The organism is Streptosporangium sp. NPDC049046 (assembly GCF_040649155.1).
Taxonomy (GTDB): Bacteria; Actinomycetota; Actinomycetes; order Streptosporangiales; family Streptosporangiaceae; genus Streptosporangium.
On record NZ_JBEZEZ010000005.1, the window covers coordinates 46,620 to 73,081 of the forward strand.

26 protein-coding genes are annotated in these 26,462 nt (G+C 70.2%); 20 read left to right on the forward strand and 6 right to left on the reverse strand.

Annotated features, from left to right (window positions below; translation table 11 throughout):
* Window positions 1-7 precede the first annotated feature (7 nt).
* The 12 genes from AB0B96_RS08345 (at window position 8) to AB0B96_RS08400 (ending at window position 11,174) form a co-directional block, all read left to right on the forward strand.
* Window positions 8-550: an RNA 2'-phosphotransferase gene (locus tag AB0B96_RS08345; protein WP_362897202.1), complete on the forward strand. Its 543-nt coding sequence runs from the start codon at window positions 8-10 to the stop codon at window positions 548-550.
* A 406-nt stretch (window positions 551-956) separates the two neighbouring features.
* A complete protein-coding gene (locus AB0B96_RS08350) occupies window positions 957-1,718 on the forward strand; it encodes a DeoR/GlpR family DNA-binding transcription regulator (protein WP_350948364.1) in 762 nt (253 codons plus the stop codon).
* 97 nt (window positions 1,719-1,815) lie between these two features.
* Complete coding sequence (pfkB, locus tag AB0B96_RS08355; RefSeq protein ID WP_350948363.1) at window positions 1,816-2,757, forward strand: 1-phosphofructokinase; 942 nt, start codon at window positions 1,816-1,818, stop codon at window positions 2,755-2,757.
* 65 nt (window positions 2,758-2,822) lie between these two features.
* Window positions 2,823-3,935 carry a PTS mannitol transporter subunit IICB gene (locus AB0B96_RS08360; RefSeq protein WP_362897203.1) on the forward strand — a complete coding sequence of 371 codons (1,113 nt, stop codon included), beginning with the start codon at window positions 2,823-2,825 and terminating at the stop codon, window positions 3,933-3,935.
* A gap of 3 nt (window positions 3,936-3,938) precedes the next feature.
* Window positions 3,939-4,247, forward strand: a complete 309-nt coding sequence (locus AB0B96_RS08365) for a PTS lactose transporter subunit IIB (protein ID WP_350948361.1) — start codon at window positions 3,939-3,941, stop codon at window positions 4,245-4,247.
* Entirely contained in the window at window positions 4,240-4,698 is a 459-nt protein-coding gene (locus AB0B96_RS08370) for a PTS sugar transporter subunit IIA (RefSeq protein ID WP_362897204.1), read from the forward strand. Before AB0B96_RS08365 ends, AB0B96_RS08370 begins: the two co-directional genes overlap by 8 nt.
* Window positions 4,695-5,726 (forward strand): zinc-dependent dehydrogenase, encoded by a 1,032-nt coding sequence (locus AB0B96_RS08375; protein WP_350948359.1) that lies wholly within the window; start codon window positions 4,695-4,697, stop codon window positions 5,724-5,726. The genes AB0B96_RS08370 and AB0B96_RS08375 overlap by 4 nt, the downstream gene beginning before the upstream one ends.
* 126 nt (window positions 5,727-5,852) lie before the next feature.
* Complete coding sequence (locus AB0B96_RS08380) at window positions 5,853-6,137, forward strand: HPr family phosphocarrier protein (RefSeq protein WP_350948358.1); 285 nt, start codon at window positions 5,853-5,855, stop codon at window positions 6,135-6,137.
* Window positions 6,130-7,812 carry a phosphoenolpyruvate--protein phosphotransferase gene (gene ptsP / locus AB0B96_RS08385; protein ID WP_362897205.1) on the forward strand — a complete coding sequence of 561 codons (1,683 nt, stop codon included), beginning with the start codon at window positions 6,130-6,132 and terminating at the stop codon, window positions 7,810-7,812. The genes AB0B96_RS08380 and ptsP overlap by 8 nt, the downstream gene beginning before the upstream one ends.
* Window positions 7,813-8,071: 259 nt before the next feature.
* Window positions 8,072-8,839: a DUF3152 domain-containing protein gene (locus AB0B96_RS08390; protein WP_362897206.1), complete on the forward strand. Its 768-nt coding sequence runs from the start codon at window positions 8,072-8,074 to the stop codon at window positions 8,837-8,839.
* Window positions 8,840-9,083: 244 nt separating this feature from the next.
* Window positions 9,084-10,133, forward strand: coding sequence for an NAD-dependent epimerase/dehydratase family protein (locus AB0B96_RS08395; protein WP_362897207.1), 1,050 nt, complete (start codon window positions 9,084-9,086; stop codon window positions 10,131-10,133).
* Between the two features lie 102 nt (window positions 10,134-10,235).
* Window positions 10,236-11,174, forward strand: a complete 939-nt coding sequence (locus tag AB0B96_RS08400) for a DUF72 domain-containing protein (RefSeq protein WP_362897208.1) — start codon at window positions 10,236-10,238, stop codon at window positions 11,172-11,174.
* A gap of 76 nt (window positions 11,175-11,250) precedes the next feature.
* Here AB0B96_RS08400 and AB0B96_RS08405 read toward each other — a convergent pair whose 3' ends face one another.
* From AB0B96_RS08405 to AB0B96_RS08425, 5 genes are all read right to left on the reverse strand, one after another.
* Window positions 11,251-11,523, reverse strand: a complete 273-nt coding sequence (locus AB0B96_RS08405; protein WP_350948354.1) for a WhiB family transcriptional regulator — start codon at window positions 11,521-11,523, stop codon at window positions 11,251-11,253.
* A gap of 267 nt (window positions 11,524-11,790) precedes the next feature.
* Complete coding sequence (locus AB0B96_RS08410) at window positions 11,791-13,449, reverse strand: catalase (protein WP_362897209.1); 1,659 nt, start codon at window positions 13,447-13,449, stop codon at window positions 11,791-11,793.
* Window positions 13,450-13,637: 188 nt separating this feature from the next.
* Complete coding sequence (locus AB0B96_RS08415; protein WP_362897210.1) at window positions 13,638-15,038, reverse strand: FAD-dependent monooxygenase; 1,401 nt, start codon at window positions 15,036-15,038, stop codon at window positions 13,638-13,640.
* Between the two features lies 1 nt (window position 15,039).
* Window positions 15,040-15,642 carry a PadR family transcriptional regulator gene (locus tag AB0B96_RS08420; protein ID WP_362897211.1) on the reverse strand — a complete coding sequence of 201 codons (603 nt, stop codon included), beginning with the start codon at window positions 15,640-15,642 and terminating at the stop codon, window positions 15,040-15,042.
* A 283-nt stretch (window positions 15,643-15,925) separates the two neighbouring features.
* Entirely contained in the window at window positions 15,926-16,690 is a 765-nt protein-coding gene (locus AB0B96_RS08425) for a hypothetical protein (RefSeq protein WP_362897212.1), read from the reverse strand.
* Between the two features lie 215 nt (window positions 16,691-16,905).
* On the opposite strand from AB0B96_RS08425, the gene AB0B96_RS08430 reads away from it, so the two are divergent.
* The 5 genes from AB0B96_RS08430 to AB0B96_RS08450 all read left to right on the forward strand — a co-directional run bounded on the left by AB0B96_RS08430 (window position 16,906) and on the right by AB0B96_RS08450 (window position 21,624).
* Window positions 16,906-17,910: a MoxR family ATPase gene (locus AB0B96_RS08430; protein WP_350948349.1), complete on the forward strand. Its 1,005-nt coding sequence runs from the start codon at window positions 16,906-16,908 to the stop codon at window positions 17,908-17,910.
* Between the two features lie 222 nt (window positions 17,911-18,132).
* Window positions 18,133-19,140, forward strand: a complete 1,008-nt coding sequence (locus tag AB0B96_RS08435; RefSeq protein ID WP_362897213.1) for a DUF58 domain-containing protein — start codon at window positions 18,133-18,135, stop codon at window positions 19,138-19,140.
* Window positions 19,137-20,084, forward strand: a complete 948-nt coding sequence (locus AB0B96_RS08440; RefSeq protein WP_362897214.1) for a VWA domain-containing protein — start codon at window positions 19,137-19,139, stop codon at window positions 20,082-20,084. Before AB0B96_RS08435 ends, AB0B96_RS08440 begins: the two co-directional genes overlap by 4 nt.
* Before the next feature lie 162 nt (window positions 20,085-20,246).
* Window positions 20,247-20,861, forward strand: coding sequence for a methyltransferase (locus AB0B96_RS08445; RefSeq protein ID WP_350948346.1), 615 nt, complete (start codon window positions 20,247-20,249; stop codon window positions 20,859-20,861).
* 205 nt (window positions 20,862-21,066) lie between these two features.
* Entirely contained in the window at window positions 21,067-21,624 is a 558-nt protein-coding gene (locus AB0B96_RS08450; protein WP_362897215.1) for a TrmH family RNA methyltransferase, read from the forward strand.
* Window positions 21,625-21,673: 49 nt separating this feature from the next.
* On the opposite strand, the gene AB0B96_RS08455 is transcribed toward AB0B96_RS08450, so the two are convergent.
* Window positions 21,674-23,380, reverse strand: coding sequence for a ubiquinol-cytochrome c reductase cytochrome b subunit (locus AB0B96_RS08455; protein WP_362897216.1), 1,707 nt, complete (start codon window positions 23,378-23,380; stop codon window positions 21,674-21,676).
* A gap of 286 nt (window positions 23,381-23,666) precedes the next feature.
* Between AB0B96_RS08455 and AB0B96_RS08460 the strand changes: the two genes are divergently transcribed.
* The 3 genes from AB0B96_RS08460 (at window position 23,667) to AB0B96_RS08470 (ending at window position 26,401) form a co-directional block, all read left to right on the forward strand.
* A complete protein-coding gene (locus AB0B96_RS08460; RefSeq protein ID WP_350948343.1) occupies window positions 23,667-24,464 on the forward strand; it encodes a glycerophosphodiester phosphodiesterase family protein in 798 nt (265 codons plus the stop codon).
* Window positions 24,465-24,553: 89 nt separating this feature from the next.
* Entirely contained in the window at window positions 24,554-25,909 is a 1,356-nt protein-coding gene (locus AB0B96_RS08465) for an MFS transporter (RefSeq protein ID WP_362897217.1), read from the forward strand.
* Window positions 25,910-26,056: 147 nt separating this feature from the next.
* Window positions 26,057-26,401, forward strand: a complete 345-nt coding sequence (locus AB0B96_RS08470; RefSeq protein ID WP_350948341.1) for an RNA polymerase-binding protein RbpA — start codon at window positions 26,057-26,059, stop codon at window positions 26,399-26,401.
* Window positions 26,402-26,462 lie beyond the last annotated feature (61 nt).

Consider the following 26,462-nt stretch of genomic DNA (forward strand, 5'->3'; position numbering starts at 1 on the left):
GTATCCCATGGACGACAAGCGGCTGGTTCGAGTCTCCAAATATCTCTCCCAGCACCTCAGGCACCAGCCAGAGCGCATCGGGCTCGTCCTCGGCCCGCAGGGCTGGGTGGACATCGAAGCCCTGCTGGCCGCCGCCGCGCGGCACGGTTTCGCGATCACCCGTGAGGAGCTCGCACGGGTGGTCGCGGGCAACGACAAGCGGCGCTTCAGCATCGAGGGCGACCGGATCCGCGCCAACCAGGGCCACACGGTCGACGTCGATCTGGACCTTCCCGTGGTCGAACCGCCCGAGATCCTCTTTCACGGCACGGTGGACGCGCACGTGGGCGCCATCCGGCGGGAGGGCCTGCGTCCGATGAACCGGCACGCCGTGCACCTGTCCCCCAACCGGGAGACCGCGACCCGGGTGGGCGCGCGCCGGGGCAGGCCGGTCGTGCTGGTCGTCCGCGCGGGAGAGATGCACCGGGCGGGTCACGAGTTCCGGGTGAGCGCCAACGGCGTCTGGCTGGCCGCCCACGTGCCGCCCGCCCACATCTCGTTTCCCGGCTGAGGCACTTCCCGCGACAGAACCCCCGTGATGGCCCCGGACTCCCATCCGCCGGGAAGTCCGGGGCGTTCCCCGTCCTTCCCGAAGATCCCCGGAGCTCCTCGAACCTCCCCGGATCCCTCCTGAGACGCGTCTTTCGCACGGGAAGAGCCCGCGGCGCTCCTCACTTCGCCGCCGGGCGGAGCCCGGATCGGCCTCACTTCACACCAAGAGCCACAGTGATTCCAACGTGTTCCCAAATATGGGCCAAACCGTGACCCCACCCCCGCCCGACCCCTCGGTTTACCGGTAAATACCTGGGTTTTTTTATGGTCATGCTGTGTTAGCCGGGAGGTAGCCCATTGACGTTCCAACACATTCGGGTGTAAATAAAGCTGAAACAACACGGAAACGGTGGTGAATCAACAGCATGTACGCCGAGGAGCGGCAACAGGAGATTCTGCGCCGGGCGCGGGCCGTCGGACGGGTGGACGTGGTGACGCTGGCGGAGGAGTTCGCCGTCACCACGGAGACCATCCGGCGCGACCTGACCGCGCTGGAGCGCTCCGGGATGCTGCGACGCGTGCACGGCGGAGCGATCCTGGTCGAGCGGCTGGGGTTCGAGCCCGAGCTGGCCGCCCGCGACGAGGTGATGATCGCGGAGAAGGAACGCATCGCGAAGGCGGCGCTCGCCGAGCTCCCCGACGACGGCGCGATCATCATCGACGCCGGTTCGACCACCGGCAGGCTGGTGCAGGCACTTCCGGTCGATCGGGAGCTGACCGTGATCGTGAACTCACCGCCGCTGGCGACGGCGATGGCCACCCGCCCCAACCTGACGGTGATCATGCTGGGCGGCCGGGTCCGCGGGCGGACCCTGGCCACCGTCGACGACTGGGCACTGCGCCCTCTCGCCGACCTGCACGTGGACGTGGCGTTCATGGCCGCCAACGGCTGCTCGGTGGCCAAGGGGCTGACGACACCCGACCCGGCCGAGGCCGCCATCAAGCGGGCGATGATCGACGCGGCGCAGCGGTGCGTGTTGCTCGCCGACCACACCAAGTTCCCCAACACCTACCTGGCGCGTTTCGCCTCGATCCAGGAGATCGACGTGGTGATCAGTGACACCGGGCTCGATTCCGGGGTCGCGGCCGAGATGGCCGCAGCGGGCCCGGAGGTGATCCGGGCGTGATCCTCCCCTCCCCCTCGCTCACCGCCAGGACCTCGCAGGTGACCGTCCCCGCCCCCCTCGGCACCCGCCGGAACCGTACGACCAAGGTGGTCCCGGCATGATCGTCACTTTGACCCTCAACCCCAGCCTGGACCGCACGATCGAGGTCGGGTCGATGACCCGCGGGGCCGTCATCCGCGCCGCCGCCACCCACCTCGACCCCGGCGGCAAGGGCGTCAACGTCTCCCGCGCGCTGCTGGCCAACCAGGTCCGCTCGTGCGCGGTCGTCCCCTTCGGCGGCGACGAGGGCCGCCGACTGGTGAGCCTGCTCTCGGCCGAGGGCATCGAGATGATCACCGTCCCCGTCGGCGGGGCCACCCGGTCCAATGTCGCACTGGCCGAGCCCGACGGCACGGTCACCAAGATCAACGAACCGGGAACGGCCCTGTCGCCGACCGAACTCGACACCATCGCCGAGGCGGTGCTCGGCGCGGCCAGCTCCGCGGACTGGGTGGTCGCCTCGGGCAGCCTCCCGCCCGAGGTGCCCGCCGACGTCTACGCCCGCCTGTGCGAGCGGTTCAGCGGCGCGGGCATCAACGTCGCGGTCGACACCAGCGGACCCGCGTTCGTCTCGGCGCTCGCCGAGGCTCCCGCCCTGGTCAAACCCAACCGGGAGGAGCTTGCCGAGGCCACAGGGATCGTCATCTCGTCCCTGGGCGACGCCATCAAGGCCGCGGAGAACCTGCGGGCGCGAGGCGCGGGCACCGTCCTGGCCAGTCTGGGCGCCGACGGCGCGATCCTGCTGCAGGACGACCAGATCTGGCACGGCCAGTGCCCGGTGGCCGAACCACGCAGCACCGTCGGTGCCGGCGACGCCATGCTCGCGGGCTTCCTCGCGGGCGGGGCGCGAGGCGAGCGCGCGCTGGTGGAGGCGCTGGCCTGGGCGACCGCCGCGGTCGGGCTACCGGGAAGCCGGATGCCATCCCCACACCACATCCATCGTGACGACGTGAGCGTCACCGGAGCCGATCCCACCCTGCCGCTGCGGCCCGAGGGCTGACAGCGGCACAGATCCACCCCCCAGGTCGGCCTAACCGCCGACCGCCCCGGAAGGAGCAGAACCACATGAGTGAATACACCCCAACTGTCACAGGAACCGGGGCGCGAGCAGTTATTCAGCGTTTCGGCGGATACCTCGCCGGGATGATCATGCCGAACATCGGCGCGTTCATCGCCTGGGGCCTGATCACCGCCCTGTTCATCCCCACCGGCTGGCTGCCCAACGAGGACTTCGCCACCCTGGTCGGGCCGATCGTCACGACGCTGCTGCCGGTCCTGATCGGCTACACCGGCGGTCGGATGGTTCACGGCCAGCGCGGCGCCGTGGTCGGCGCCGTCGCCACCATGGGCATCGTCGCCGGTGCGGAAAGCCCGATGTTCCTCGGCGCGATGATCATCGGTCCGCTCACCGCGTACCTCCTGAAGCTGTTCGACGGACTCATCGCCGACCGCGTCAAGGCCGGCTTCGAGATGCTGGTGGACAACTTCAGCGCCGGCATCATCGGCGGCGCCATGGCCCTGGTCGGACTCAAGGCCATCGGCCCCGTCGTCGCCTCGATCACCGCGGTCGCGAGTGACGCGGTCGCCTGGCTGATCAACAACAACCTGCTGCCGATCGCCTCGATCGTCATCGAGCCCGCCAAGGTGCTCTTCCTCAACAACGCCATCAACCACGGCGTGATGGGCCCGCTGGGCATCGCCCAGGCGGCCGAGGACGGCAAGTCGATCCTGTTCATGCTGGAGTCGAACCCCGGCCCCGGCCTCGGCCTGCTGCTCGCCTTCATGTTCTTCGGCCCCCGCGCGCTGCGTCCCAGCACCCCCGCCGCGATCATCATCCACTTCTTCGGCGGCATCCACGAGATCTACTTCCCCTACGTGCTCATGAAGCCCCGGCTGATCCTCGCGGTCATCGCCGGTGGCGCCACGGGCGTCCTGGTCTTCCTCATGACCGGGGCCGGGCTGGTGGCCACGCCGTCGCCCGGCAGCATCTTCGCCTTCCTCGCGGTGACCCCCAGGGGTGGACTGTTCGGCACCATCGCCGGCGTCGCCGCCGCCACGCTCGTCTCCTTCGCCGTCGCGGCGGCGCTCCTCGGCTTCGGGCGCGGCAAGGACGACAGTGAGGAGAGTGGGGAGAGCGTCGAAGAGCCGCAGACCGCACCCACCGTCAAGGAGGCCTAATCGATGGCCAGCATCGAGAGCAAGGACATCCACAAGATCGTCGTCGCCTGCGACGCGGGAATGGGCAGCAGCGTCATGCTCGCCAGCCAGCTCCGTAAGCAGCTGAAGCCGCAGAACATCGCGGTGGAGCACACCCCGGTCAACACGATCCCCGCCGACGCCGACGTGGTGCTCTGCCACGCCGGACTGGCGAGCCGGGCCCGGGCCGGAGCCCCGGACAAGGTGCTGATCCCGTTCCAGGTCTTCATCGGAGACCCCGCGGTGACCAAGCTGGTCAGCACGATCAAGAGCGGCGGCACCGTCAATGCCTGAGACGGCACCGTTGCCGCTGGACCCACGCGCCATCCGGCTGGCGGCCTCGGCCGCCAGCCGGGACGACGCGATCCTGCAGTGCGGAGAGGCCCTGCTCGCCGTCGGCGCGGTGGAGAGCGAGTACATCGACACCATGCTCGAACGGGAGCGGTCGATCTCCACCTACGTCGGCGAGGGGGTCGCCATCCCGCACGGCACCCTGGCCGGCAAGGACGCGGTCCTGTACGACGCCATCAGCTTCGTGCGCTTCCCCGAGGGCGTCGACTGGGACGGCGAGCAGGTGACAGTGTGCATCGGCATCGCCGCCAAGGGTGACGGCCACGTGCGGCTGCTCGCCGAACTCGCCCAGATCCTGATGGATCCCGACCAGGCCCGGGCCCTTCGCGAGGCGACGGAAGTCGCCGAGGTGGTCCGGCTGCTGCAACCGAACGAAGAGGACGAAGCACAGTGAAGGTCGCCCGTTTCTACGCCCCCGGCGACATCCGCGTCGAGGAGGCGCCGGAACCCGTCACCGGACCAGGCGAGATCAAGATACGCGTGCGCAACTGCTCGACCTGCGGCACCGACGCGAAGATCCTCAAGCACGGCCACCACCACATCCATCCGCCCAGGGTGATGGGGCACGAGATCGCCGGCGAGGTGGTCGAGGCCGTCGACGCCGGCGAGTGGGCCCCGGGTGACCGGGTGCAGGTGATCGCCGCGATCCCCTGCGGTACGTGCCCGGAGTGCCGCCGGGGCCGGATGACCGTCTGCCCGAACCAGGAGTCGATGGGCTACCACTACGACGGTGGTTTCGCCGAGTACATGATCATCCCGGCGAAGGTCCTCGCGGTCAACGGCGTCAACCGCATTCCCGACGAGATCGGTTTCGCCGAGGCGTCGGTGGCCGAGCCGCTGGCCTGCGTGCTCAACGGCCAGGAGCTGGCCCGCGTGGGCGAGGGCGACGACGTGGTGATCATGGGCTCCGGCCCGATCGGCTGCCTGCACGTGCGGCTGGCCCGTGCGCGGGGCGCGGCACGCGTCTTCCTCGTCGACATCAACGCCGGGCGGCTGGAGATGGCCGCCAAGCTGGTCCACCCGGACGCGGTCGTCCACGGTGAGGACGTCGTCGAGCAGGTGCTCAAACTGACCGAGGGCAGGGGGGCCGACGTCGTCATCACCGCCGCCGCCGCTGGCGCGGCCCAGGAGCAGGCGCTGCAGATGGTCGCCCGCCAGGGGCGGATCAGCTTCTTCGGCGGCCTGCCCAAGGACAACCCGATCATCCGGTGCGACTCCAACCTGGTCCACTACCGGGAGCTGACCATCGTCGGCGCCAACGGGTCGAGCCCGGCGCACAACGCCCAGGCTCTGCGGCTGATCGCCGACGGCTCGGTGCCGGTCGCCGACCTGATCACGCATCGGCTGCCGCTCACGGAGGTCCTTGAGGGCATCGACATCGTCAGCAGGGGCGAGGCCATCAAGGTGACCATCGAACCCTGACCGGTGCCGGCCCGCCGGGCCCCTCCCACCGGACCAGGTGGGAGGGGCCCGGCACACAACCGGCACAGGCCCGTCAAGCTCGCACCACTCGCAGAACGCGCACAAAGCGCAGAAGGAGAACCGGAGATGCCGGAGAGGACAGTGGTCGTCGCCTCAAGCACGGGCCTTCACGCCCGGCCCGCGAAGATCTTCGTGCAGGCCGCGGGCAAGCAGGGGGTGCCCGTCCGCATCCGTGTCGGAGAGGGCAAACCCGTACCGGCCAACAGCATGCTCGCCGTACTGGCACTGGGCGCCACGCACGGCACGGAGGTCACGCTCGAGGCGGAGGGAGCGGGAGCCGACGAGGCGCTCGACTCCCTCGCCGAACTGCTCGCCCGTGACCTCGACGCCGAAGAGAACTCCCGTGGCTGAGACGCTCAACGGCCTGGGCGTGAGCCCGGGCCGGGCCGCCGGACGGGTCTGCCGGATGGCGGGTCCGCCGGAGTTGCCCGCACCCTCCCCCGTCACCGACGCCGACGCCGAGCTCGCTCTGGCGCTGGACGCGCTGCGGGCCACGGCCGCGGAGCTGGCGGCGCGCGCGGAGAAGGCGCCCGACGCCGACGCGAAGGCGATCCTGGAGGCGCAGTCCTTCATCGCCGACGACCCCGGCCTGCACGAGTCCGTGGAGACGAGCGTCAGGTCGGGCCGGAACGCCGCGCACGCCGTCGACGAGGCCTGCGCCCATCACCGGCGCGCACTGCTGGAGGCGGGCGGCTACTTCGCCGAACGCGCCGCGGACCTCGACGACATCCGCAACCGGGCCGTGGCGGCGGTGCTGGGCCTGCCCGTCCCCGGGGTGCCCGACCCCGGCCACCCGTTCGTCCTGGTCGCCGGGGATCTCTCCCCCGCCGACACGGTGAACCTGGATCCCGGGTCCGTTCTCGCCCTCGTCACCGAGAAGGGCGGCCCGACGAGCCACACCGCCATCCTCGCCCGCGCCCGCGGCCTGCCCGCCGTGGTCGCCTGCCGGGGAGCCGACGACATCGGCGAGGGAACGTGGATCTCGGTCGACGGCCAGCTGGGCGAGGTGGAGGTCGGCATCGGCGAGGAGGCCGCCACCGCGGTCCAGCGCCGGGCCGAGGAAGACCGCCTCAGGAAGGCCACCAGCCGTGGCCCCGGGCGGACCTCCGACGGCCACCCGGTCAAGCTGCTGCTCAACGTCGGCTCGGCGGCCGACCTCACCCCCTCGGGCCACACCCCTTCCGCGGAGGGGGCCGGGGGATTCGACGCCGAGGGGGTGGGGCTGTTCCGCACGGAGTTCCTCTTCCTGGACCGGCGCGAGGAGCCGACCTACGAGGAGCAGGTGGCCGCCTATGCCGCGGTCCTCCGTGCCGCACCCGGCGGCGGGCACGTCGTGGTCCGCACCCTCGACGCGGGCACGGACAAACCGCTGCCGTTCCTCGGACTGGCCGAGGAGACCAACCCCGCGCTGGGCATCCGGGGACTTCGGGTCTCCCGGGTCAGGCCGGAGGTGCTCGACACCCAGCTCGACGCCATCGCCGAGGCCGCCCGCGCGACCGGGGCCGAAGCGTGGGTGATGGCACCGATGGTGACGACGGTGGCCGAGGCCGCCGACTTCGCCGCGCGGGCACGCGCCCGGGGCATCGCGCGGGTCGGGGCGATGATCGAGGTTCCGGCCGCCGCGCTGCGCGCCGGACGCCTGCTGGAGGAGCTCGACTTCCTGAGCATCGGCACCAACGACCTGAGCCAGTACACCTTCGCCTCCGACCGTCAGCACGGGGAACTCGCCGACCTGCTCGACCCGTGGCAGGCCGCACTGCTCCAGCTGATCGCCGACTGCGCGGCGGCCGGACAGGCGGCTGGCAAGCCGGTCGGCGTGTGCGGCGAGGCTGCGGCCGACCCGCTCCTGGCGACGGTCCTGGTCGGGCTGGGGGTCACCAGCCTGTCGATGTCCGCGCCCGGCGTCCCCGCGGTACGGGAGAGTCTCGCCGCCCACTCCCTGGAGCGGTGCCGCGAGAACGCCCGGCTCGCCCTGGCCACCGACGATCCGGGAGAGGCCAGGAAGCTGATCGCCTCGGGCCGGTGAGATCCCGTCCCGTCCAGGGCCGGGCCGCGGTGCCGGCGGCGATCCGTCTGTCGAGTCCACGCGGACCCCGCTGAGTCCGCTCCCCTTTGATCCAACGGCGACCGCATGCGTGCGGTCGCCGTTGGCATGCCGCGAAATGCCCCTGCGCTGGCTGCATATGATGGATTTGCTCCTGATTTGATGAGTTACCTCCAAGGGGCAATAGGGTTTACGGTCTATGTCCAGGAACGAAAAGAGACGTGACCCTAAGACCGTTCTGTTGCTTCTCGCGCTGAGCATCGTGGTCACGTTCACAGCCGGTGGGGCCACGGTGCTGAGCGGTAGCCTCGACCCCGTTCCCGACAGGCCCGCACCTCCCCCCGACGCCGCCCCGCCCGGCATACCGGTGGTTCCCCAGACGCCGACCCCGCCGCCTCAGCCGCAGGACACGGCCGCGCCCCTGTCACCCGCCAAGGAGCCGCTCCTGCTCGCCAACGGCCGCCAGCAGCCGCTGAGGATGAAGGTGCCCCGGGCGGCCAAGGGCCGCTACGCCGTCGCCCCCGGCGAGGCCGCCCCTCCCAAGGGGAGGAAGGGCAAGGTGATCCGGTACATCGTGGAGGTCGAGCGCGGCCTGCCGTTCGAGGCGGAGGAGTTCGCCGCCGAGGTGCACCGGATCCTCAACGACCGGCGCGGCTGGGGATACCGGTTCAAGCGGGTGCCCCGCGGCCCGGCGAGCATCAGGGTCTCCCTGAGCAGCCCGCGGACGACCGACAGGCGATGCCTGCCGATGCGGACCAACGGCATACTCTCCTGCTGGAACGGCGAGCGCGCGGTCATCAACGCGGTCCGCTGGAACAGCGGGGCGCGCGGCTACGGCCGCGACGTGGCCTCCTACCGCGAGTACGTGATCAGCCACGAGGTCGGCCACGGTCTCGGCCACGGCCACGTGTCCTGCCCGGGGCGCGGCCGGCGGGCACCGGTGATGCTCCAGCAGACCAAGTCCCTGCACGGCTGCCGTCCCAACCCCTGGCCGTCCCCCCGGCGCTGACCCCGGCCTCGCGCCCGCGTAGGACGGGCACGGCGGGCATCTCGGGCAGGGCGATGGGGGCGATGGGGACCCTGACGGACACCCGTGGCGGCTCGATGTCGTGCCCGCCGCGTCCGGCATCGCGCGGGCGACGGATCCCCCACCGGTCCGGCGCGACGGTCACCCAGCGCCGGATCAGCTCCCCGTACGGCAAAGCGGTCACCGGGAGGGGATTCGCCGCCCCCTCCCGGGGCACCCGGTAGGCATGCGAGTAGCAGTGGTGGGCGCGACGGGAAACGTGGGCACGAGCGTGGTGTCCGCCCTCGCGGCCGATCGGAATGTCACATCCATCGTGGGCCTGGCCCGCAGGCGACCGGAGTGGGACCCTCCCAAGACCACCTGGCGGACCGTGGACGTCGCCGGCGGCGACCTGGCGCCGCACCTGGAGGGGGCCGACGCGGTCGTCCATCTGGCGTGGCTGTTCCAGCCCACCCGCGACCCCGTGACGACCTGGCGGAACAACGTCCTGGGCAGCATCAGGGTCTTCGACGCCGCCGCGCGGGCGGGTGTCTCCGCGCTCGTGCACGCCTCCTCGGTGGGCGCCTACTCCTCGGCGCCCAAGGACCTGACGGTCACCGAGGACTGGCCGACCCACGGCTGGCCCGGCGCCGCCTACGGCCGGGAGAAGGCCTACGTGGAGCGGGTGCTCGACCTGTTCGAGCGCGACCACCCGGACATCAGGGTCGTGCGGCTGAGGCCGGGCTTCATCTTCAAGCGGGAGGCGGCGGTCGGGCAGCGGCGCCTGTTCGGCGGGCCGTTCATGCCGCAGCGGCTGGTACGGCCGGGCCTGATCCCGTTCGTGCCCGAAACCCCCGAACTCCGCTTCCAGACGGTCCACGGCGACGATGTCGGCGAGGCCTACCGGCTCGCGGTCACCCGGCCGGTGTCGGGAGCCTTCAACATCGCCGCCGACCCGGTGATCGAGCCCTCGGTGCTGGCCGAGCTGCTCGGTGCCCGGCTGGTGCCCGTCTCGGGCTGGGCGCTCAGGAGCACCGTCGCCGCGGCCTGGCGGCTGAGGCTGATCCCCGCCTCGCCCGACCTGGTCGATCTGGTGCTCAGGATGCCGATCATGGACACCGGCCGTGCCCGCACCGAACTGGGCTGGCAGCCGCGCCACACGGCGGTGGACGCGATGAGGGAGCTGTTCGAAGGGCTGCGAAGCGCGGAGGGCATGGACACCCCGCCGCTGTCGCCGCGCACCGGAGGTCCCGCACGCCTGGGCGAACTCGCCGGCGGCGTCGGCGGGAGGCCGTAGAACCCGGCGCCGCGACGGCCCCGCTCCCGGCCGGGAGCCGTCACCGGGCGGAGGAACGTCGGGAGCGGGAGACGCGCCGGGTCTGTCAGGGAGGACGGGAACATGGGCAGGATCTGTGTGGGCACGGCCTCGTGGACCCACCGCTCACTGCTGGAGTCCGGCTGGTATCCCGAGGACGCCTCCACCCCGGCGAAACGCCTCGCCTACTACGCGACGCGGTTCCCGGTCGTCGAGGTGGACGCCACCTACTACCATCCGCCGTCGCGGAGCACCGTGGAGGCCTGGCGCGACCGCACCCCCGCCGGCTTCACCTTCGACATCAAGGCGTTCTCCATGCTCACCGGGCACCCCACCCGGCCCGCCTCCCTCTACAAGGACCTGCGGGAGAGCCTCGGCGCGCCACAGGGGCGCAACCTCTACCCGAAGGACGTGCCACCGGAGATCCTGGACGAGGTCTGGCGGCGCTTCCTCGACGCGCTGGGCCCGCTGCACGAGGCCGGCAAGCTGGGGGCGGTGCTCTTCCAGTTCCCGCCGTGGTTCCCGATCGGGGAGGGCAACAGGCGCCACATCCTGGAATGCGCCCGGCGCTGCGCACCGATGCGCGTCAGTGTCGAGTTCCGCGACCGCACCTGGATGAGCGAGGAGAACCGTGAGGACACCCTCGCCTTTCTCGCCGGGCACGACCTCGCGTACGTGGGGGTCGACATGCCTCAGGGGCACGCCTCGTCGGTCCCGCCGGTCCTCGCCGCGACCTCCGACCTCGCCGTGGTACGGATGCACGGGCATTCCGACAAGTGGACCAGCAAGAACGTCGACGAGCGCTTCGCGTACCTGTACTCGGAGGAGGAGCTCGCCCGCTGGGCGGCGAGGGTGAAGAAGCTCGCGGAGGGCGCCGAGATCACCCATGTGCTCTTCAACAACTGCTGCGCGGACAACTCCCAGCGCAACGCCGCCCGTTTCCGCGCCCTCGTCGGCGAATCCGGAGATCGTGGCGAGGCCGAGGACCCCCAGGGCGCCGTGAGCCCGGGGAGGCCGCGGTGAACCGGTCGGCTCCGGGCGGACCGGACCGGGCGCCGGGCGGGCGGCGCCGACGGGCCCGTTGACAAGGAAGGCCGCGCTACCTGACCTGCCGCTTCGCCCTGGTCATGGTGGCCCTGCGCTCCTCCGGGGTGGTGCCTCCCCACACGCCGTACATCTGCTGGGTGTTCAACGCGTACTCCAGGCAACGCCCGCGCACCGGGCACAGGCGGCACACCGCCCTGGCGCGCTCGTACTGCTCACGGCCCGGCCCCTCATAGGACACGGGAAAGAACAGTTCGGGGTCCTCGCTGAGACAGGACGAACGGCGAGACCAGTGGATGATCGGAATGACGTTGCTCTTAACAGGCATGGCGATCCAATTGGGAGTGGGAACGGCTCAGATGTCGGCGTCTCGGATTGAGAATCGCGTGCCCGCTGTAATGGCATTCATACCTTTTAAGCGGAAAAATCGGGCCTTCTTGACCGAGGATCTCTCCCTGGCTGAAGGTCCTGGTCGGCGGGCTTCCGGGGCGGATGGATCATCTCCCCGCGCCCGCGGGACGCCGTCCCCGAGCACCGGCCCACGCCTTCCGCCGCCGGGCCGGAGTACGGTTCGCTCCGGCCCGGCGGCGGTTCGCTAACGCTCCGCCCGCGCCCGCTCGTTGGGCACGCAGTGGGTCATCTTCATACCCTCCACCGGGCGGGGCCCGTTCTTGCCCAGTCTGGACATCCGCTCACGGTCCTCGTCACTCAGGTCCTGGCTCGCCAGCGGCTCCAGATGGGAGACGTCGTCGGGGCTGATCCCGAGCCCCTCCCCGACCCTGAGGCCGAGATCGTCCTCGACCATCAGGAAATGCCAGACCATGCGCTCCTGAACCGGGCGCGAGGCCTGGGAGATCAGGTCGACGAAGTTCCGCACGAGGTCGTCGCGCTCCCACTCCTCCATCAGCAGGTAGCGCTGGCCCGCCTGCGTGTAGTCGTTGGTACGCGGGATGCGCTTACGGGTCACCCGGCCCGAGATGAGCGGGCCCTGCTCGTCGTGGGCGGGGCTCTGCCCCTCCCTGAGCCCTCCGGTGATCGACGGCTCGTAGTTGACGTGCGGGTTCTCGCCCTGCCCGTCGACGTGATAGGTCATCAGGCCGTCGCGCTGGTTGGTGCGCACCTCGGCGTTCTTGGCCTGGTTGACCGGCAGCTGCAGGTAGTTGGGCCCCACGCGGTAGCGCTGGGTGTCGCTGTAGGAGAACGTACGGCCCACCAGCATCTTGTCGTCGGAGAAGTCGAGCCCGTCGACCAGAACCCCGGTGCCGAAGGAGATCTGCTCGTTCTCGGCGAAATTGTTGGCCACGTTGCGATTGAGGACCATCTTGCCGACCGGCATGGGCGGGAACTCGTTCTCGGGCCACACCTTGGTGTCGTCCAGCGGATCGAAGTCCAGCTCGGGGTGGTCGTCGTCGCTCATGATCTGCACCAGCAGCTCCCACTCGGGGAAGTCGCCGCGGTTGATCGCCTCGTGCAGGTCCTTGGTGGCATGCCCGAGATCCTGCCCCTGGACGACGGCGGCGTCCTCCTCGGTCATGCTGCGCACGCCCTGCTTGGGCATCCAGTGATACTTGACCAGGTGGGTCTCGCCCTGGGCGTTCACCCACTTGTAGGTGTTGACCCCGAATCCCTGCATATGCCGGTAGTCGGAGGGGATGCCGCGTGGGCTGAACAGGTTGACGATCATGTGCATGCTCTCCGGCGTCTGCGACATGAAGTCGAAGATCCGTCCCGGCTCCTGCCTGAACGTCACCGGGTCCGGCTTGAGCGCGTGGATCACGTCGGGGAACTTGATGGCGTCCCTGATGAAGAAGACCCCCAGGTTGTTGCCGACGAGGTCCCAGTTGCCGTCCTCGGTGTAGAACTTCACCGCGAACCCGCGGGGGTCGCGGGCGGCCTCCGAGGAGTCCCTGCCGCCGATCACCGTGGAGAAGCGCACGGCCACGTCGGTCCGCTTGCCCGCCTCCTGGAAGAGCCTCGCCCTGGTGTAGCGGCTGATCGGCTCGTCGCCGAGCTTGCCGTAGGCCTCGAAGTGGCCGTAAGTGGTCACCCCCCGGGCGTGAACCACCCGCTCGGGGATGCGCTCGCGGTCGAAGTGGCTGATCTTCTCCAGGAACTGGTAGTTCTCCAGCGTGGCCGGGCCCCTCGCGCCGACCGTGCGCTGGTTCTGGTTGTCGTAGACCTGGTGCCCCTGACGGTTGGTCAGGACCGGGCGGTCATCACCCGACTGGGGGCCCATGCTCGACACATCCGTCATGACAACGTTTCCTTTCCCTGCCGCGGTCGCTTCGGCGTGCCAAGTACATACCGACACACGGGCTCCTTATCCGACATAAGGCGCTTTATAGCGACAAAGGAAAAAATCTTCACGAAAAAGGGCGGCGGTTTACGGGGGGCGCGCCCCTGAGCGTCCCCCGCGCGATGCCCCTGTGCCCCTGGCCGCGCCTACCCTTCCCCGGTCGCGCCGTCGGTCCACAGGTGCCCGAAACTCATCCGCCTGACCGGCGGCAGGGCGTCACACAGGCGGAACCAGGTCTTCGCGCCGTGCCGGACGAGAGGACTACGGGAGATCATGAAATTCGTGAATCTCGCGGAGGTGCGGACGGCTCCGAAGCCGTACTCACGCATCCGGGCCTCGTAGCCGCCGACGGCCTCCGCCAGGGTGCCCCGACCCCGTTGGAACGCCACCAGCCTGCTCGCCAGCAGCGCGGCGTCGCGCAGCGCCGTGTTGGCGCCGAAGCCCATCGCGGGGGTCATGTTGTGGATGGCGTCCCCGAGCAGTGTCACCGTCGTCGTGGGCCAGCGGCCGACGGGGACGGAGGTCTTGAACGGCATCAACCGGACGCTGGCCGGATCGGCCTCGGCGACCAGGCGGCGCAGGGCGGGATGCCAGCCGGAGGTCATCGTCCCGGCCAGATCCCTGAGCCCGCCACCGTCGAGGTCCGCGGTCCCTGCCGGATAGATCCCACGAGGGGCGACGAAGGCCCACAGCACGTAGTCCTGAAGATCGTCGGCCAGAGCCCTCAGGTCGAGCCCGAACCCGGCGAGATCGGTCTCCAGACCGGCCCCATCCCCTTCCCCGGCGGCCGGCCCGGCTCCGCGGACGAAACCGAGGCCGCTCCCCTGGGCGAGGAGGCTCTCCGCCCTGCGCCTGCCGTTGAAGGCCGCGGTGAACATCGCGCTCCCGCTCGGCGGCAGGATGAGATTGAGCCCGTCGGCAAGGTTTCGTGGCAGCCACCCACGAACCCGGTCGTCCAGCGGCAACCTGGCGCCGATCGCGAGCGCGCCGGTGTCGACGCGACGGGCCCCCGGCAGATACTGCCCGCGTACGCGCGAGTCGGCGCCGTCCGCGCCGACCAGCACATCACCGGTGGCCGAGGTGCCGTCGGCGAAGAAGGCGGTGACCCTGCCGTCCGGTCTCGTCTCGTAGCGTTGGAACGTCTTACCGTGGTGGACGACGCCCTCCAGACCGGCGAGCAGGAGCCTGCGCAGGGTGGTGCGGCTGACGGCGTACTGGCCTCCGGAGGGATCGGCGGCCCCGCCGGTCATCACGCTCTCCTCCACGAACACGAGCTCGCGCAGCCGGTGGGTGTGGAAGCCGAAGCCGGGGCCGGGGTGGCCCGAGGTGGCGAGGAACGCCTCCCACAGCGGGCGCGGCAGGCAGCGGTGCAGGGCCCTGCTGCCGATCTGGTTCATGTGGATGCGGTAGCCCTGCACCCAGTCGGCGGCCTCGCGCGCACGCTCGTAGACCTGGACGTTCACCCCTGAGGGCAGTAGTGCCTGAGCCAGCGCCAGCCCTCCTATGCCACCTCCGACGACGAGGACGTCGAGTGGTTCGGCGGGCATGTCAGGCTCCTCCTTCGTCTTCGTCGGGGGTGGCATCGGAGGGCGTTTCCGGGGATCCACCGGTGGCGCCGAGAAGCCGGGGCAGTTCCTCAAGCAGCGTCTCGTGCCACGTGATCTCCGCCCGCAGGCGGATGAGGGTGTGGTCGAAGCCGAGCGGTTCTAGGCCGCGCAGGTGGGGGGTGGCCGCCTCCCTCAGCCGCTGCCAGCTCTGGAGCTCGGCGGTGAGCCTGCGATGCCGGTCCTCGAGGACGGCCCTCAGCTCCCGCTCGCCCATGTCGGCGCTGAGCTGAAGAGCGAGGTCCACGGGATCGGGCCGCAGCCGGGTGTCACGCAGGGCCGCCTCACGCAGCGACTCCAGCTCCAGCGCGCCGTCCTCGGTGATCGCGTAGACGGTCCGCGCCGGGAGGTTGCCCTGCTGCTCGGTGCGCACCGTCTCGATCACCCCCTCGGCCTCCATGCGGTGCAGCGCCCCGTACAGGGAGCCGACCTTGATGTCGGTCCACAACTCGGTCCGGTCCGTCTGCGCGCTCTGCCGGATCTGATGACCGTGCATCGGTCCCCGGCGAGCCAGCGCCCCCAGGATGAACAGTCGCGTACTACTCATGCGACTACTCAAACACGAGTAGGTGACATAGTCAAATATGAGTACTCGTAAGCGAGTGCAAGGACGAGAGAAAACCCCCGTGAGGACGTCCACCGGCTCGCTTCGGACTCGACGCCCCGCCTCACCGGGATACGCCGTCGACATCCGCGACGAACGTGCCCAGACGGTCACTCACCAGGAGAAAGACCCGAGCGATCTCTCCGTCCGGACACCCATCCGGCTCGCTTCAAGCTCGACGGGCGCATCCGGCCCGAGTCCGCCGGACATCCCCGGATGGGCCTCCCTAGATCGGCTCGCCCTCGTTCTCGTCGCCCCGATCCGGCCCTGGCGTTCCGGTCCCGCTCTGGCTCGGCGACGGTGACGGCGTAGGCTCGCCGGGCTCGGGTGTCGCCGGGACCGGCGGCGGGGTCGGGACGAACACCGTGGGCGGCAGCGGCCTCGGCAACGGCTCGGAATCGTCTTCCCTGCGCAACAGAAGCCAGACCATCACGGCCAGCAGCACGAGCAGCACGGTCAGCACGACCCCCGCGATGATCACGGACCGGCGGGTCTCGGTCGGCGGCGGCGCGCCCTTGGGCGGCGGTGGCAGCGCCGGGGAGCGGTCACCCACCCAGTGCGGCGCGAAGTCAGGGCCGTGCTGCTCACCGATCAGCGTGCCGCTGACCAGCACCGCCTCGAGGAACCGCTCCGCCCCCGCCCGGTCCGGCTCATACGGCGTGGCCACCCACGGGGCGCTCCCACCGTCCATCGCCAGCACCTGCGGGACCGCATCGGCCACGGCGGTACGCGTGCGCGTCGCCCAGGCCATCCAGCCCCGTACGCCGGAACGGCTCGCCGTCGCTTCGCGGACCCCGGTGACGAAACGGTCACGGGCCGCCGGGTCGAGCGCCGCCCCCTTGGTCAGCACCGCGACCGAGACGGCCCGGCCATCGGGCGCCAACCCGAGGTAGACCAGACCCGCGGGTCCCACGCGCAGACGGGCCTGCACGACGAAGGGCCCCAACTGGGGCGGATCACCGTACTGGAGTGGAGTGGCCACGTCTGACATGAAAGCACACCCCGCCGATCGCACCACGCTTCACGGGGACCGGGATCGACCACCCGACGGGACTCCGAACGGAACCCGCCGGACCTGCGGCAGGACCGGCACACGAACCCGCCGGGTCCCGCTGCGGGCCCTATGCGGGCCCTATGCGGGCACTGTCAGGAAATACGGAGCGAGCCCGCCGTGCGAGCCGCCACTTCATTTGATGGAATACCGACATGACCGTCGCCGAAGAACTGCCGCGCGAGACCGACACCGGATTGCTGCGCGACGCCCTGGCCGAGGTCCGGCGGGTCATCGTCGGGCAGGAACACATGGTGGAGCGGCTGCTCGTGGCACTCCTCGCCCGAGGTCACTGCCTGCTGGAGGGCGTGCCCGGGGTGGCCAAGACCCTGGCGGCCTCGACCCTGGCCACGGTGGTCGGCGGGGAGTTCGCCCGCATCCAGTTCACTCCCGACCTGGTCCCCAGCGACATCGTGGGAACCCGGGTGTACCACCCCTCCCGCGAGGCCTTCGATGTCGAGCTCGGCCCGGTTTTCGTCAACTTCCTGCTCGCCGACGAGATCAACCGGGCCCCGGCGAAGGTACAGTCGGCGCTGCTGGAGGTCATGGCCGAGCGGCAGGTGACCCTGGCCGGGGAGACCCACTCCCTGCCGAAGCCGTTCATCGTGCTGGCCACCCAGAACCCGATCGAATCCGAGGGCGTCTACCCCCTCCCCGAGGTCCAGCGCGACCGGTTCCTGTTCAAGGTCCGCGTCAGCCACCCCAGCGCCCATGAGGAGCTGGAGATCCTGCACCGGATGAGCGTGACACCGCCGACCCCCAGAGCGGTACTCGACCCCGCGCGGCTGGCCGCGCTGCAGTCCATGGCCGACCAGGTGTCGGTCCATCAGCTCGTCGCCGACTACGTGGTCAGGCTTGTGATGGCCACCCGCTCCCCCGCCGACTACGGCCTGGCCGAGCTGCAGGAGAACATCGAGATCGGCGTCAGCCCTCGGGCCACCCTCGGCCTGGTCGCCGCGGGCCGCGGCCTGGCGCTGCTGCGCGGCCGTGACTACCTGCTCCCCGACGACGTGCGCGACGTGGCGGTGGACGTGATGTCCCACCGGCTGATGCTCACCTTCGACGCCCTGGCCGACGGGATCGACCCCGAGGAGGTGGTCCGCCAGATCCTCGCCGCGGTACCACCCCCCCTGGTCGTCTGGAACCAGGGCCCCCGGTAACCCCCCGGAAAAAGGCTGTAAGGCCCAGGAGGGCTGGACCGAAGAGGGCCGTGAGGCCGCGCCGGGGACTGGACTGAGGAGAGGAAGGTCGTGAGGAACGAACGACCTTCCTCGACGAGGGAAGGAGCCGGACAAGAGCGGCCGAACCGCGACGCGAAGCGTCGCCGACCAGCACGTGAGGCCGCGCCGGGGACTGGACTGAGGAGCGAAGGAGCGAAGCGGATGAGCGACGAGGGAAGGAGCCGGGTAAGAGCGGCCTCACCGCGACGCGAAGCGTCGCAAACAAACACAGCCGAGCAGGCGTTGCGGCGGCTGGAGCTCACCATCGTCCGGCGCCTGGACGGGCTGCTGCAGGGGGCCCACCAGGGGCTCCTGCCCGGTCCGGGCAGCGAGTTCGGCGACAGCCGGGTCTACGTGCCCGGCGAGGACGACATCCGGCGGATGGACTGGGCGGTGACCGCGCGCACGACCGTCCCGCACGTGCGCGACCTGATCGCCAACCGGGAACTGGAGACCTGGGCCCTGGCGGACCTGTCGCCCAGCATGGACTTCGGCACCGCCGACATGGAGAAGCGGGATCTGGTCGTGGCCGCCGTCGGGGCGATCGGCTTCCTGTCCGGCCGGATCGGAAACCGCTTCGGCACCTACGTCCTGCACGACGAGTACGTCCACCGGATGCCCGCCAGGAGCGGCCGCCCGGCCCTGTACGGCCTGCTGCACTCGCTGATGGACGCCCCGAGGGGCCGTGCCGTCGCCGATGCCCCGGACCTGGCCGAGGCGATCGAGATCCTCGCCTCGGCGCGGCGGCGGCGCGGTCTTCGAGTGATCGTCTCCGACTTCCTCGACCCCGAGCCCACCCTCGATCCCGGCCTGGAGCTGCCCTGGGAGCGGCCGATCCGCCGGTTGGCCGCCCACCACCAGGTGCTGGCCGTCGAAGTGATCGACCCTCGCGAGCTGGAGCTGCCACCGGTGGGGCTGGTCACCATGACCGACCCCGAGACGGGCAGGAACCGCCAGATCCAGCTCACCCCCAAGGTCCGCCACGCGTACGCGGAGGCCGCCGCCGCGCAGCGGATGACCAACCGGATGGCGCTGCGCCGCTGCGGGGTGGCCCACCTGGTGCTGCGCACCGACCGCGACTGGGTGTTCGACATCGCCCAGTTCGTGCTGCGGCAGCGCCGTATGGCACACCTGACCCATCGGCCCCCAAGATCGGGAGCGACCCGGTGACCTTCCTCTCTCCGGTCTGGCTGTGGCTGTTCGCCGCGCTGGCGCTGCTCGTGGCCGGCTACGTGGCCGCCCAGTTCGCCCGGCGCCGCTACGCGCTGCGGTTCACCAACCTGCCTCTGCTGGCGCTGGTGTCCCCCGCGGGGCCCGGCTGGCGGCGGCATGTGGCCCCCGCGCTGTTCCTCGTCATGATGAGCCTCCTGATCGTGGGGGCGGCCCGCCCCGCCGACTCGGTACGCATCCCCCGCGACCGCGCGACGATCATCATCGCGCTGGACGTCTCGCTCTCGATGGAGGCCGGCGACGTCCAGCCGAACCGGATCACCGCGGCCAAGGAGGCCGCCCAGAAGTTCGTCGCCGACCTGCCGGAGCGGTTCAACGTCGGGCTGGTCGCCTTCGCCCGCTCCGCCTCGGTCGTGATCTCACCCACCACCGACCACCAGGCGGTCAGCACCTCCCTCGGCAATCTCAGCACCCGGGCGGGCACCGCGATCGGCGAGGCGGTCTTCAGCTCCCTGGAGTCGCTGCGCTCCTTCGACCAGCAGGCGGTGACCGACCCGCCTCCGGCCGCGATCGTGCTGTTGTCCGACGGCGACAACACCTCGGGCCGCTCGGTGGCTGAGGCGATCGAGACGGCGATGAACTCACGGGTGCCGGTCTCCACGATCGCCTACGGCACCCAGGACGGCACGGTCTCGATCGACGGCCGCGACGTGAACGTGCCGGTGAACAAGGCCACCCTGCAGACCCTGTCGGACGGCACCGGCGGCCGGGCCTACGAGGCGGAGTCGGGCAGCCAGTTGCGGCAGGTGTACGAGCAGATCGGCACCTCGCTGGGTTACCGGACGGTCAACCAGGAGATCACCCAGTGGTTCGTGGTGGCGGCGATCCTGGCCGGGCTGGTGACCGCCGGAGTGGCCTTGCTGCTGGGGTCGCGGATCCCCTGATCTCACACGTCGGGGCGGACATACGGCTGGGGCGGCGGGTGAGGGCGGGCGCTCCCGTCTCCGCCGACCGGCCGGGAGCGGGGCGGGTGTACGGGGTGGTCCCGCGCCTTCGGCGTCGTGGCCGCCCTGAGCCGGTCCCCGCCGTTGGTAACGTTCTACGACGTGGCACATTACTTCGAGGAGCGTCCGGAGACCGCGGGCCGTCCCGGCTCGGTCACGCTCGTGCTCCCCGACCTTCATCTGAAGCTGGAGACCGACAGCGGGGTGTTCTCCGCCGAGCGTGTCGACCAGGGCACCCGGATCCTGCTGGAGAGCGTCCCGCCTCCCCCACCGAGCGGTGACCTGCTCGACCTGGGCTGCGGCTACGGGCCGATCGCGCTGACGATGGCCTCGCGTGCCCCGGAGGCGACGGTCTGGGCGGTGGACGTCAACCGCAGGTCGGTCGAGCTGTGCGCGAGAAACGCCAGAGCCGCCTCCCTTGACAAAGTAAGGTCGATGCATGTCGACGAGGTCCCCCCGCAGGTGCGCTTCTCCGCCATCTGGTCCAACCCCGCGATCCGCATCGGCAAGGCCGCGATGCACGAGATGCTGACCCGCTGGCTGTCGCGTCTCACCCCCGACGGCGTCGCCCACCTGGTCGTCCAGAAACACCTGGGCTCCGACTCCCTGCAGCGCTGGCTGAACGAGCGGGGCTGGCCCACCGAGCGCGTGGCCTCCCGCTCCTCGTACCGGATCCTCCGGGTGGAGGCGCGCCCGGGGACGGACCCCGCGCCGTGAGCGGCCGTTCTCCGGCGGGCACCAGAGGCGCCGAGGACTCCCGACACCGGATGGCACCGGGTGGCGACTGAGCGGCACTGAGCGGCCCTGAAGTGGTGAGACACGACGAGACACGGTCACCGCGGACCGAGCGCGGAACGACCCCTGAACGAACTCTGAACGAACCCGGAACCAACGAGGAACGACGAGAAACAGTGAACGACCAATGACGGCGAATCCGCGCAGGCAACTGCGCCCGACCGATGTCAAACGCCTCAACCGCACCTGGCGGAGGAACACCGAAGGGCGGCTGGCTCTGATCCTGGAGTCGGTGACCGGCCCGTTCAACATCGGCTCCATCTTCCGCACGGCCGCCGCCTTCGGTGTGGAGCGGGTCTGGCTGGCGGGCAACGCCACCCCGCCGACCAACCCCAAGGCGCAGAAGACCGCGTTGGGCACCGACAGGCTGGTGGCCTGGGAGGAGCCGGTCCCCGTCCTGGAGGCCGTACGGGCGGCGAAGGAGGACGGGTTCGCCGTGGTGGCGGTGGAACTCACCGGCGACGCGGTGCCTCTGTCCGAGGCCAGGCTCGACGGCGACGTGTGCCTGGTGGTGGGCAGCGAGGACCACGGCTGCTCCCCCGCGCTGCTGGAGGCCGCCGACGGCGTCTGCTACATCCCTCAGGTCGGCCGGGTCGGGTCGTTCAACGTCGCGGTGGCGGCGGCGATCGCGATCGCGGAGGCCCGCCGCCAGGAGTGGTCGGGCAAGGTGCCCGCCGAGGAGTGACGGCCCTCGACGGGCGAGGTGCCGCCCGAGGAGCGACCGCCCCGGCCGGTCACGGCGACCTCTTCTCCTCCGTTCCGCGGCCGACGGCCGCGCGCCCGGCGCGGTCGCGCCCGTCGTGCCCGCCGCTCCCCTCACGCCCTTCACGCCCGTCGTGACCGTCGTGACCGCCGTGATCCCCGTCGCCGAGCGGGACCTTCTCGCCGCCGTACGCCCTGCTCATCCTGGCGCGGAGTTCACGCAGCGGGTGGTACTTCCCTCCGCGCGGCGGGCCGCCGTCCCCGCCGCCCTCCTCGGCCGCCCCTTCGAGGATCGGGACCGGCTCCTTGCCTCGGACCTGGGCCTCGATGGATTCGAGGGAGGGGACGTGGACCTCGAAGTACTCACCCGTGGGCCGGCGCTTGATCACACCGGTCTCCACGCCGTGACCGAGGGCGTCGGCGTCGCGGCGCTGCAGCCCCACACAGATCCGGTAGGTGACGAGGTACGCCAGTGCCGGGCCGAGGAAGACCAGGACCCGGCCAATGTAGATCATCTTGTTCAGCGAGAGGTGGAAGACCGAGGCGATCACGTCGTTGGAGGCCATCAGCCACAGGACGCCGTAGAACGTGACCGCCGACACGCCGATCGCGGTGCGGTGCGGGTTGTTGCGGGGACGGTCCACGATGTGGTGCTCGCGGCGGTCCCCGGTGACCCACTGCTCGACGAACGGATAGAGCGCCAGGCCCGTCAGGATGATCCCCAGAGGGACCAGCGCCGGGATCAGCACGCTCATCGGCAGCGTGAAGCCCAGGAAGTTGATCTCCCAGGAGGGCATCAGGCGCAGCGAGCCGTCCAGGAGCGCCAGGTAGAAGTCGGGCTGGGTGCCCGCCGAGATGTCGGACGGCACGTAGGGGCCGTACAGCCAGACGGGGTTGATCTGGGCGAAGGTGCCGAGCAGCGCGACGACGCCGAAGGTGAACATGAAGTAGGCGCCTGATTTGATCATGAAGGAGGGGTAGGTCGGCGCGCCCACCACGTTGTCGTTGGTGCGGCCCTTGCCCGGCATCTGCGTGTGCTTCAGCACCCACGTCAGGATCAGGTGGGCGGTGATGAGTGCCAGCAGTACGGCCGGGATGAGCAGGATGTGGATCGAGTAGAAGCGCGCGATGACGTCCTGGCCGGGATACTCGCCGCCGATGAGGAAGAAGCTGAGCCAGGTGCCCACCACCGGCAGCGACTGCGCCACACCGGCGGTGATCCTCAGGCCGGCACCGGAGAGCAGGTCGTCGAGCAGGGAGTAGCCGGTCAGGCCCTCGAACAGTGCGAGAGCCAGCAGGGCGACGCCGATCAGCCAGTTCAGCTCGCGCGGCTTGCGGTAGGCGCCGTTGAAGAACACCCGCAGCATGTGGATCATCATGCCGCCGATGAACAGCAGGGCCGCCCAGTGGTGCATCTGCCGCATCAGCAGGCCGCCGCGCACGTCGAAGCTGAGGTCCAGCGAGGAGGCGTACGCCTCGGACATCGTGACGCCCCTGAGCGGCGAGTAGGAGCCGTTGTAGACGACCTCGTTCATGCCGGGCTTGAAGAAGAACGTCAGGAACGTGCCGGTCAGCAGCAGGATGACGAACGAGTAGAGAGCGATCTCGCCCAGCAGGAACGTCCAGTGGTCGGGAAAGATCTTCCGCATGTTCCGCTTGAGGAACGTCGCCGCGCCGAGGCGATCGTCGAGGAAGACGCCCACGCGCGCCAGGCGTCCGGGAGTGCTTCCCGTGCTCATGCGCGGCCTCCGTTCTCACAACCAGGGCCTCGACGCCACCTGCCCCCGAAGAAGGAAAAACCGGGCGTAACGGCGAGACACCCCGTGGACAACCAGGTGTTTTTCCATCATCCACGGCGATAGGCAGGCCAGGGCAAAGCCTTGCCCCGGGTCAGGTCGGCGCCGGGCGGCCGCTGTCACGCCCTCCGTCCCGCTCTGCCCGTCCCCTCCCGTTCAGGGCCTTGTGATCCAAACGTTCACCTGCCCGCGATGACGCGCCCGGCCCGCAGGGGGCATACTCCTGCACGTGCAACGCCGTTACGCCTTCCTCGACCATCCCGGCCCGCTGCCCTTCGCGCACAGGGGTGGTGCCGCCGAGGGCAGGGAGAACACCTTCCCCGCCTTCGAGCGGGCCGTCGAACTCGGTTACACGTATCTGGAGACCGACGCGCACGCCACCTCCGACGGCGTGCTGCTCGCCTTCCACGACCACACCCTGGACCGGGTGACCGACCGCAGGGGCAGGATCGCCGGACTGCCGTACCGGCTGGTGCGCGAGGCGCGGATCGGCGGCGTGGACGAGATCCCGCTGATGGAGGACCTGCTGGGCTCGTGGCCCGAGGCGCGCTTCAACATCGACGTCAAGGAGTCGGCGGCCATCGCGCCGCTCGCCGCCGCGGTCAGGCGGACCGCCTCCCACGACCGGATCTGCCTCACCTCCTTCTCGGAGGAGCGGCTCGCCAGGGCCCGTGCCGCGATCGGCCGCGACGTGTGCTCATCGCTCGGCCCGCGCGGCGTGGCGACCCTGCGCGCCGCCGCCTCCACCTCCGGCTACGGCCGCCTGCTCGCCCGCCTGGCCCGCGCCGGGGTGCCGTGCGCGCAGGTGCCGGTCGGCTTCCGCGGCCTGCGGATCACCACGCCCGCCCTGATCCGCACGGCGCACGCGCTCGGCATGCAGATCCACGTGTGGACCGTCAACGACACCGGGGTGATGGAACGCCTGCTCGACCTCGGCGTGGACGGGCTGATGACCGACAACATCTCAGGGCTGCGCGGCGTGCTGGAGTCTCGCGGCCAGTGGTATCCGGGCCGTCTCGCCGCGTAAGCCGTATCCCCGCGATCCCCTGTTTCCCCTCTCCTCTCCTCTCCCCGCCTCCCCCCTCCCCCCTCCCCCCGAAAGACCGAGGACCGCCCATGACCTCAGAACAGGTCGTCGAGGACTCCCCCCAGTCCCGCCGCCGCGAGCAGCGCGGCTGGTACTTCTACGACTGGGCGAACTCCGCCTTCCCGACCACCATCCTGACGGTCTTCCTCGGCCCGTACCTGACGACGATCGCGGAGACCGCCGCCCAGGGACGCCCGTACGTGGACGTGATCGGGTTCGACGTGCGGCCCAGCGCCTACTACTCCTTCGTGGTGGGCTGTGCGGCCATCCTGCAGATCATCCTGATGCCCGTCGTGGGCGCGCTGGCCGACCACACCGGCAGGAAGAAGGAGCTCCTCGGTCTCTTCGCCTACCTCGGCGCCGGCGCGACCGTCTGCTTCTGGTTCGTCGCCGACGGACGCTACCTGCTGGGCGGCGCGCTGTTTTTGGTGTCCAGCGTCGCCTTCGCCGCCGCGTTCGTGATCTACAACTCGTTCCTGCCGGAGATCGCCACGGCGGACGAGCGCGACAAGGTCTCCGCCAGGGGCTGGGGCTTCGGCTATCTCGGCGGCGGCCTGCTGCTCGCCGTCCACCTGGCTCTGTTCCTCTATCACGAGTACTTCGGCATCACCGAGGGCGAGGCCGTGCGCATCGCCCTGTCGTCCGCGGGCCTGTGGTGGGGCGGGTTCACGATCATCCCGCTGCTGCGGCTGCGCAACCGGCGGGCGCTCCCCTCGGGCGCGGAGAACGTGGGCCAGGCCATGACCGGCAGCTTCCGGCAGCTGGGCCGCACGATCAGGGAGCTGCGGCGCTACCCGCTCACCCTGGGTTTCCTCGTCGCCTATCTGATCTACAACGACGGCGTGCAGACCGTCATCTCCTTCTCGGCCACCTACGCCGACAAAGAACTCGGACTGGATCAGACCGTACGGATCGCCGCGATCCTGATGGTGCAGTTCGTCGCCTTCTTCGGCGCCCTGCTGCTCGGCAGGCTCGCCGCCTCGTACGGGGCCAAGCGGGTCGTGCTGGCCGCGCTGATCGCCTGGATCGCCGTGGTGGCCGTGGCCTACTTCCTGCCCAAGGGCGCGGCCCTGCCCTTCTTCGCGCTGGGATTCGCCATCGCGATCGTGATGGGCGGGACACAGGCCCTGTCGCGATCGCTGTTCTCCCACGTGATCCCGAAGGGCAAGGAGGCGGAGTACTACAGCCTGTACGAGATCAGCGACAAGGGCTCGACGTTCCTCGGCTCGTTCACCCTCGGCCTGGCGCTCCAGCTGACCGACAGCTATCGCCTGGGAATCATCTCTTTGGTGATCTTCTTCGTGCTCGGATTCGTGCTGCTCGCCCTCATCAACCTGCCCAAGGCCATCAGAGCGGCCGGAAACCAGGTGCCGGAACGCATCTGAGAACCCCAGAAAAAAGGGTCCTTCGCAGACCGGGTCAAGAACGTGCGATTGGATCACCCTGTCTGTGGGAATCCACACACGGTACCAAGCGTTGTACGCCGTGGGAGACGAACCCCTCACGACGGGGCCCTCAGGAGGCATTCAGACATGGGCGAGCGTGCGCTACGCGGCACCAGACTCGGGGCGACCAGCTACGAGAACGACCGCAACACCGATCTGGCCCCGCGCCAAGAGGTGTCCTACACCTGCCCGAAGGGCCATCGATTCGACGTTCCGCTTGCCGCTGAAGCAGAGATCCCGGCGACCTGGGAGTGCCGCATGTGCGGCGCGACCGCCCTCCGGGTGGACGGCGAGCAGCCGGAGGCCAAGAAGGCCAAGCCCCCGCGAACGCACTGGGACATGCTGCTGGAGCGCCGCACGATCGAGGACCTGGAGGAGGTGCTCAACGAGCGCCTGGCGATTCTACGCGCCCAGCGCCGCAAGAGCGCCTGACCGAATTCGGAGAGTTGGCGACCCCCGGCCCCGCGAGGGCCGGGGGTCCGTTCTTTCCCGT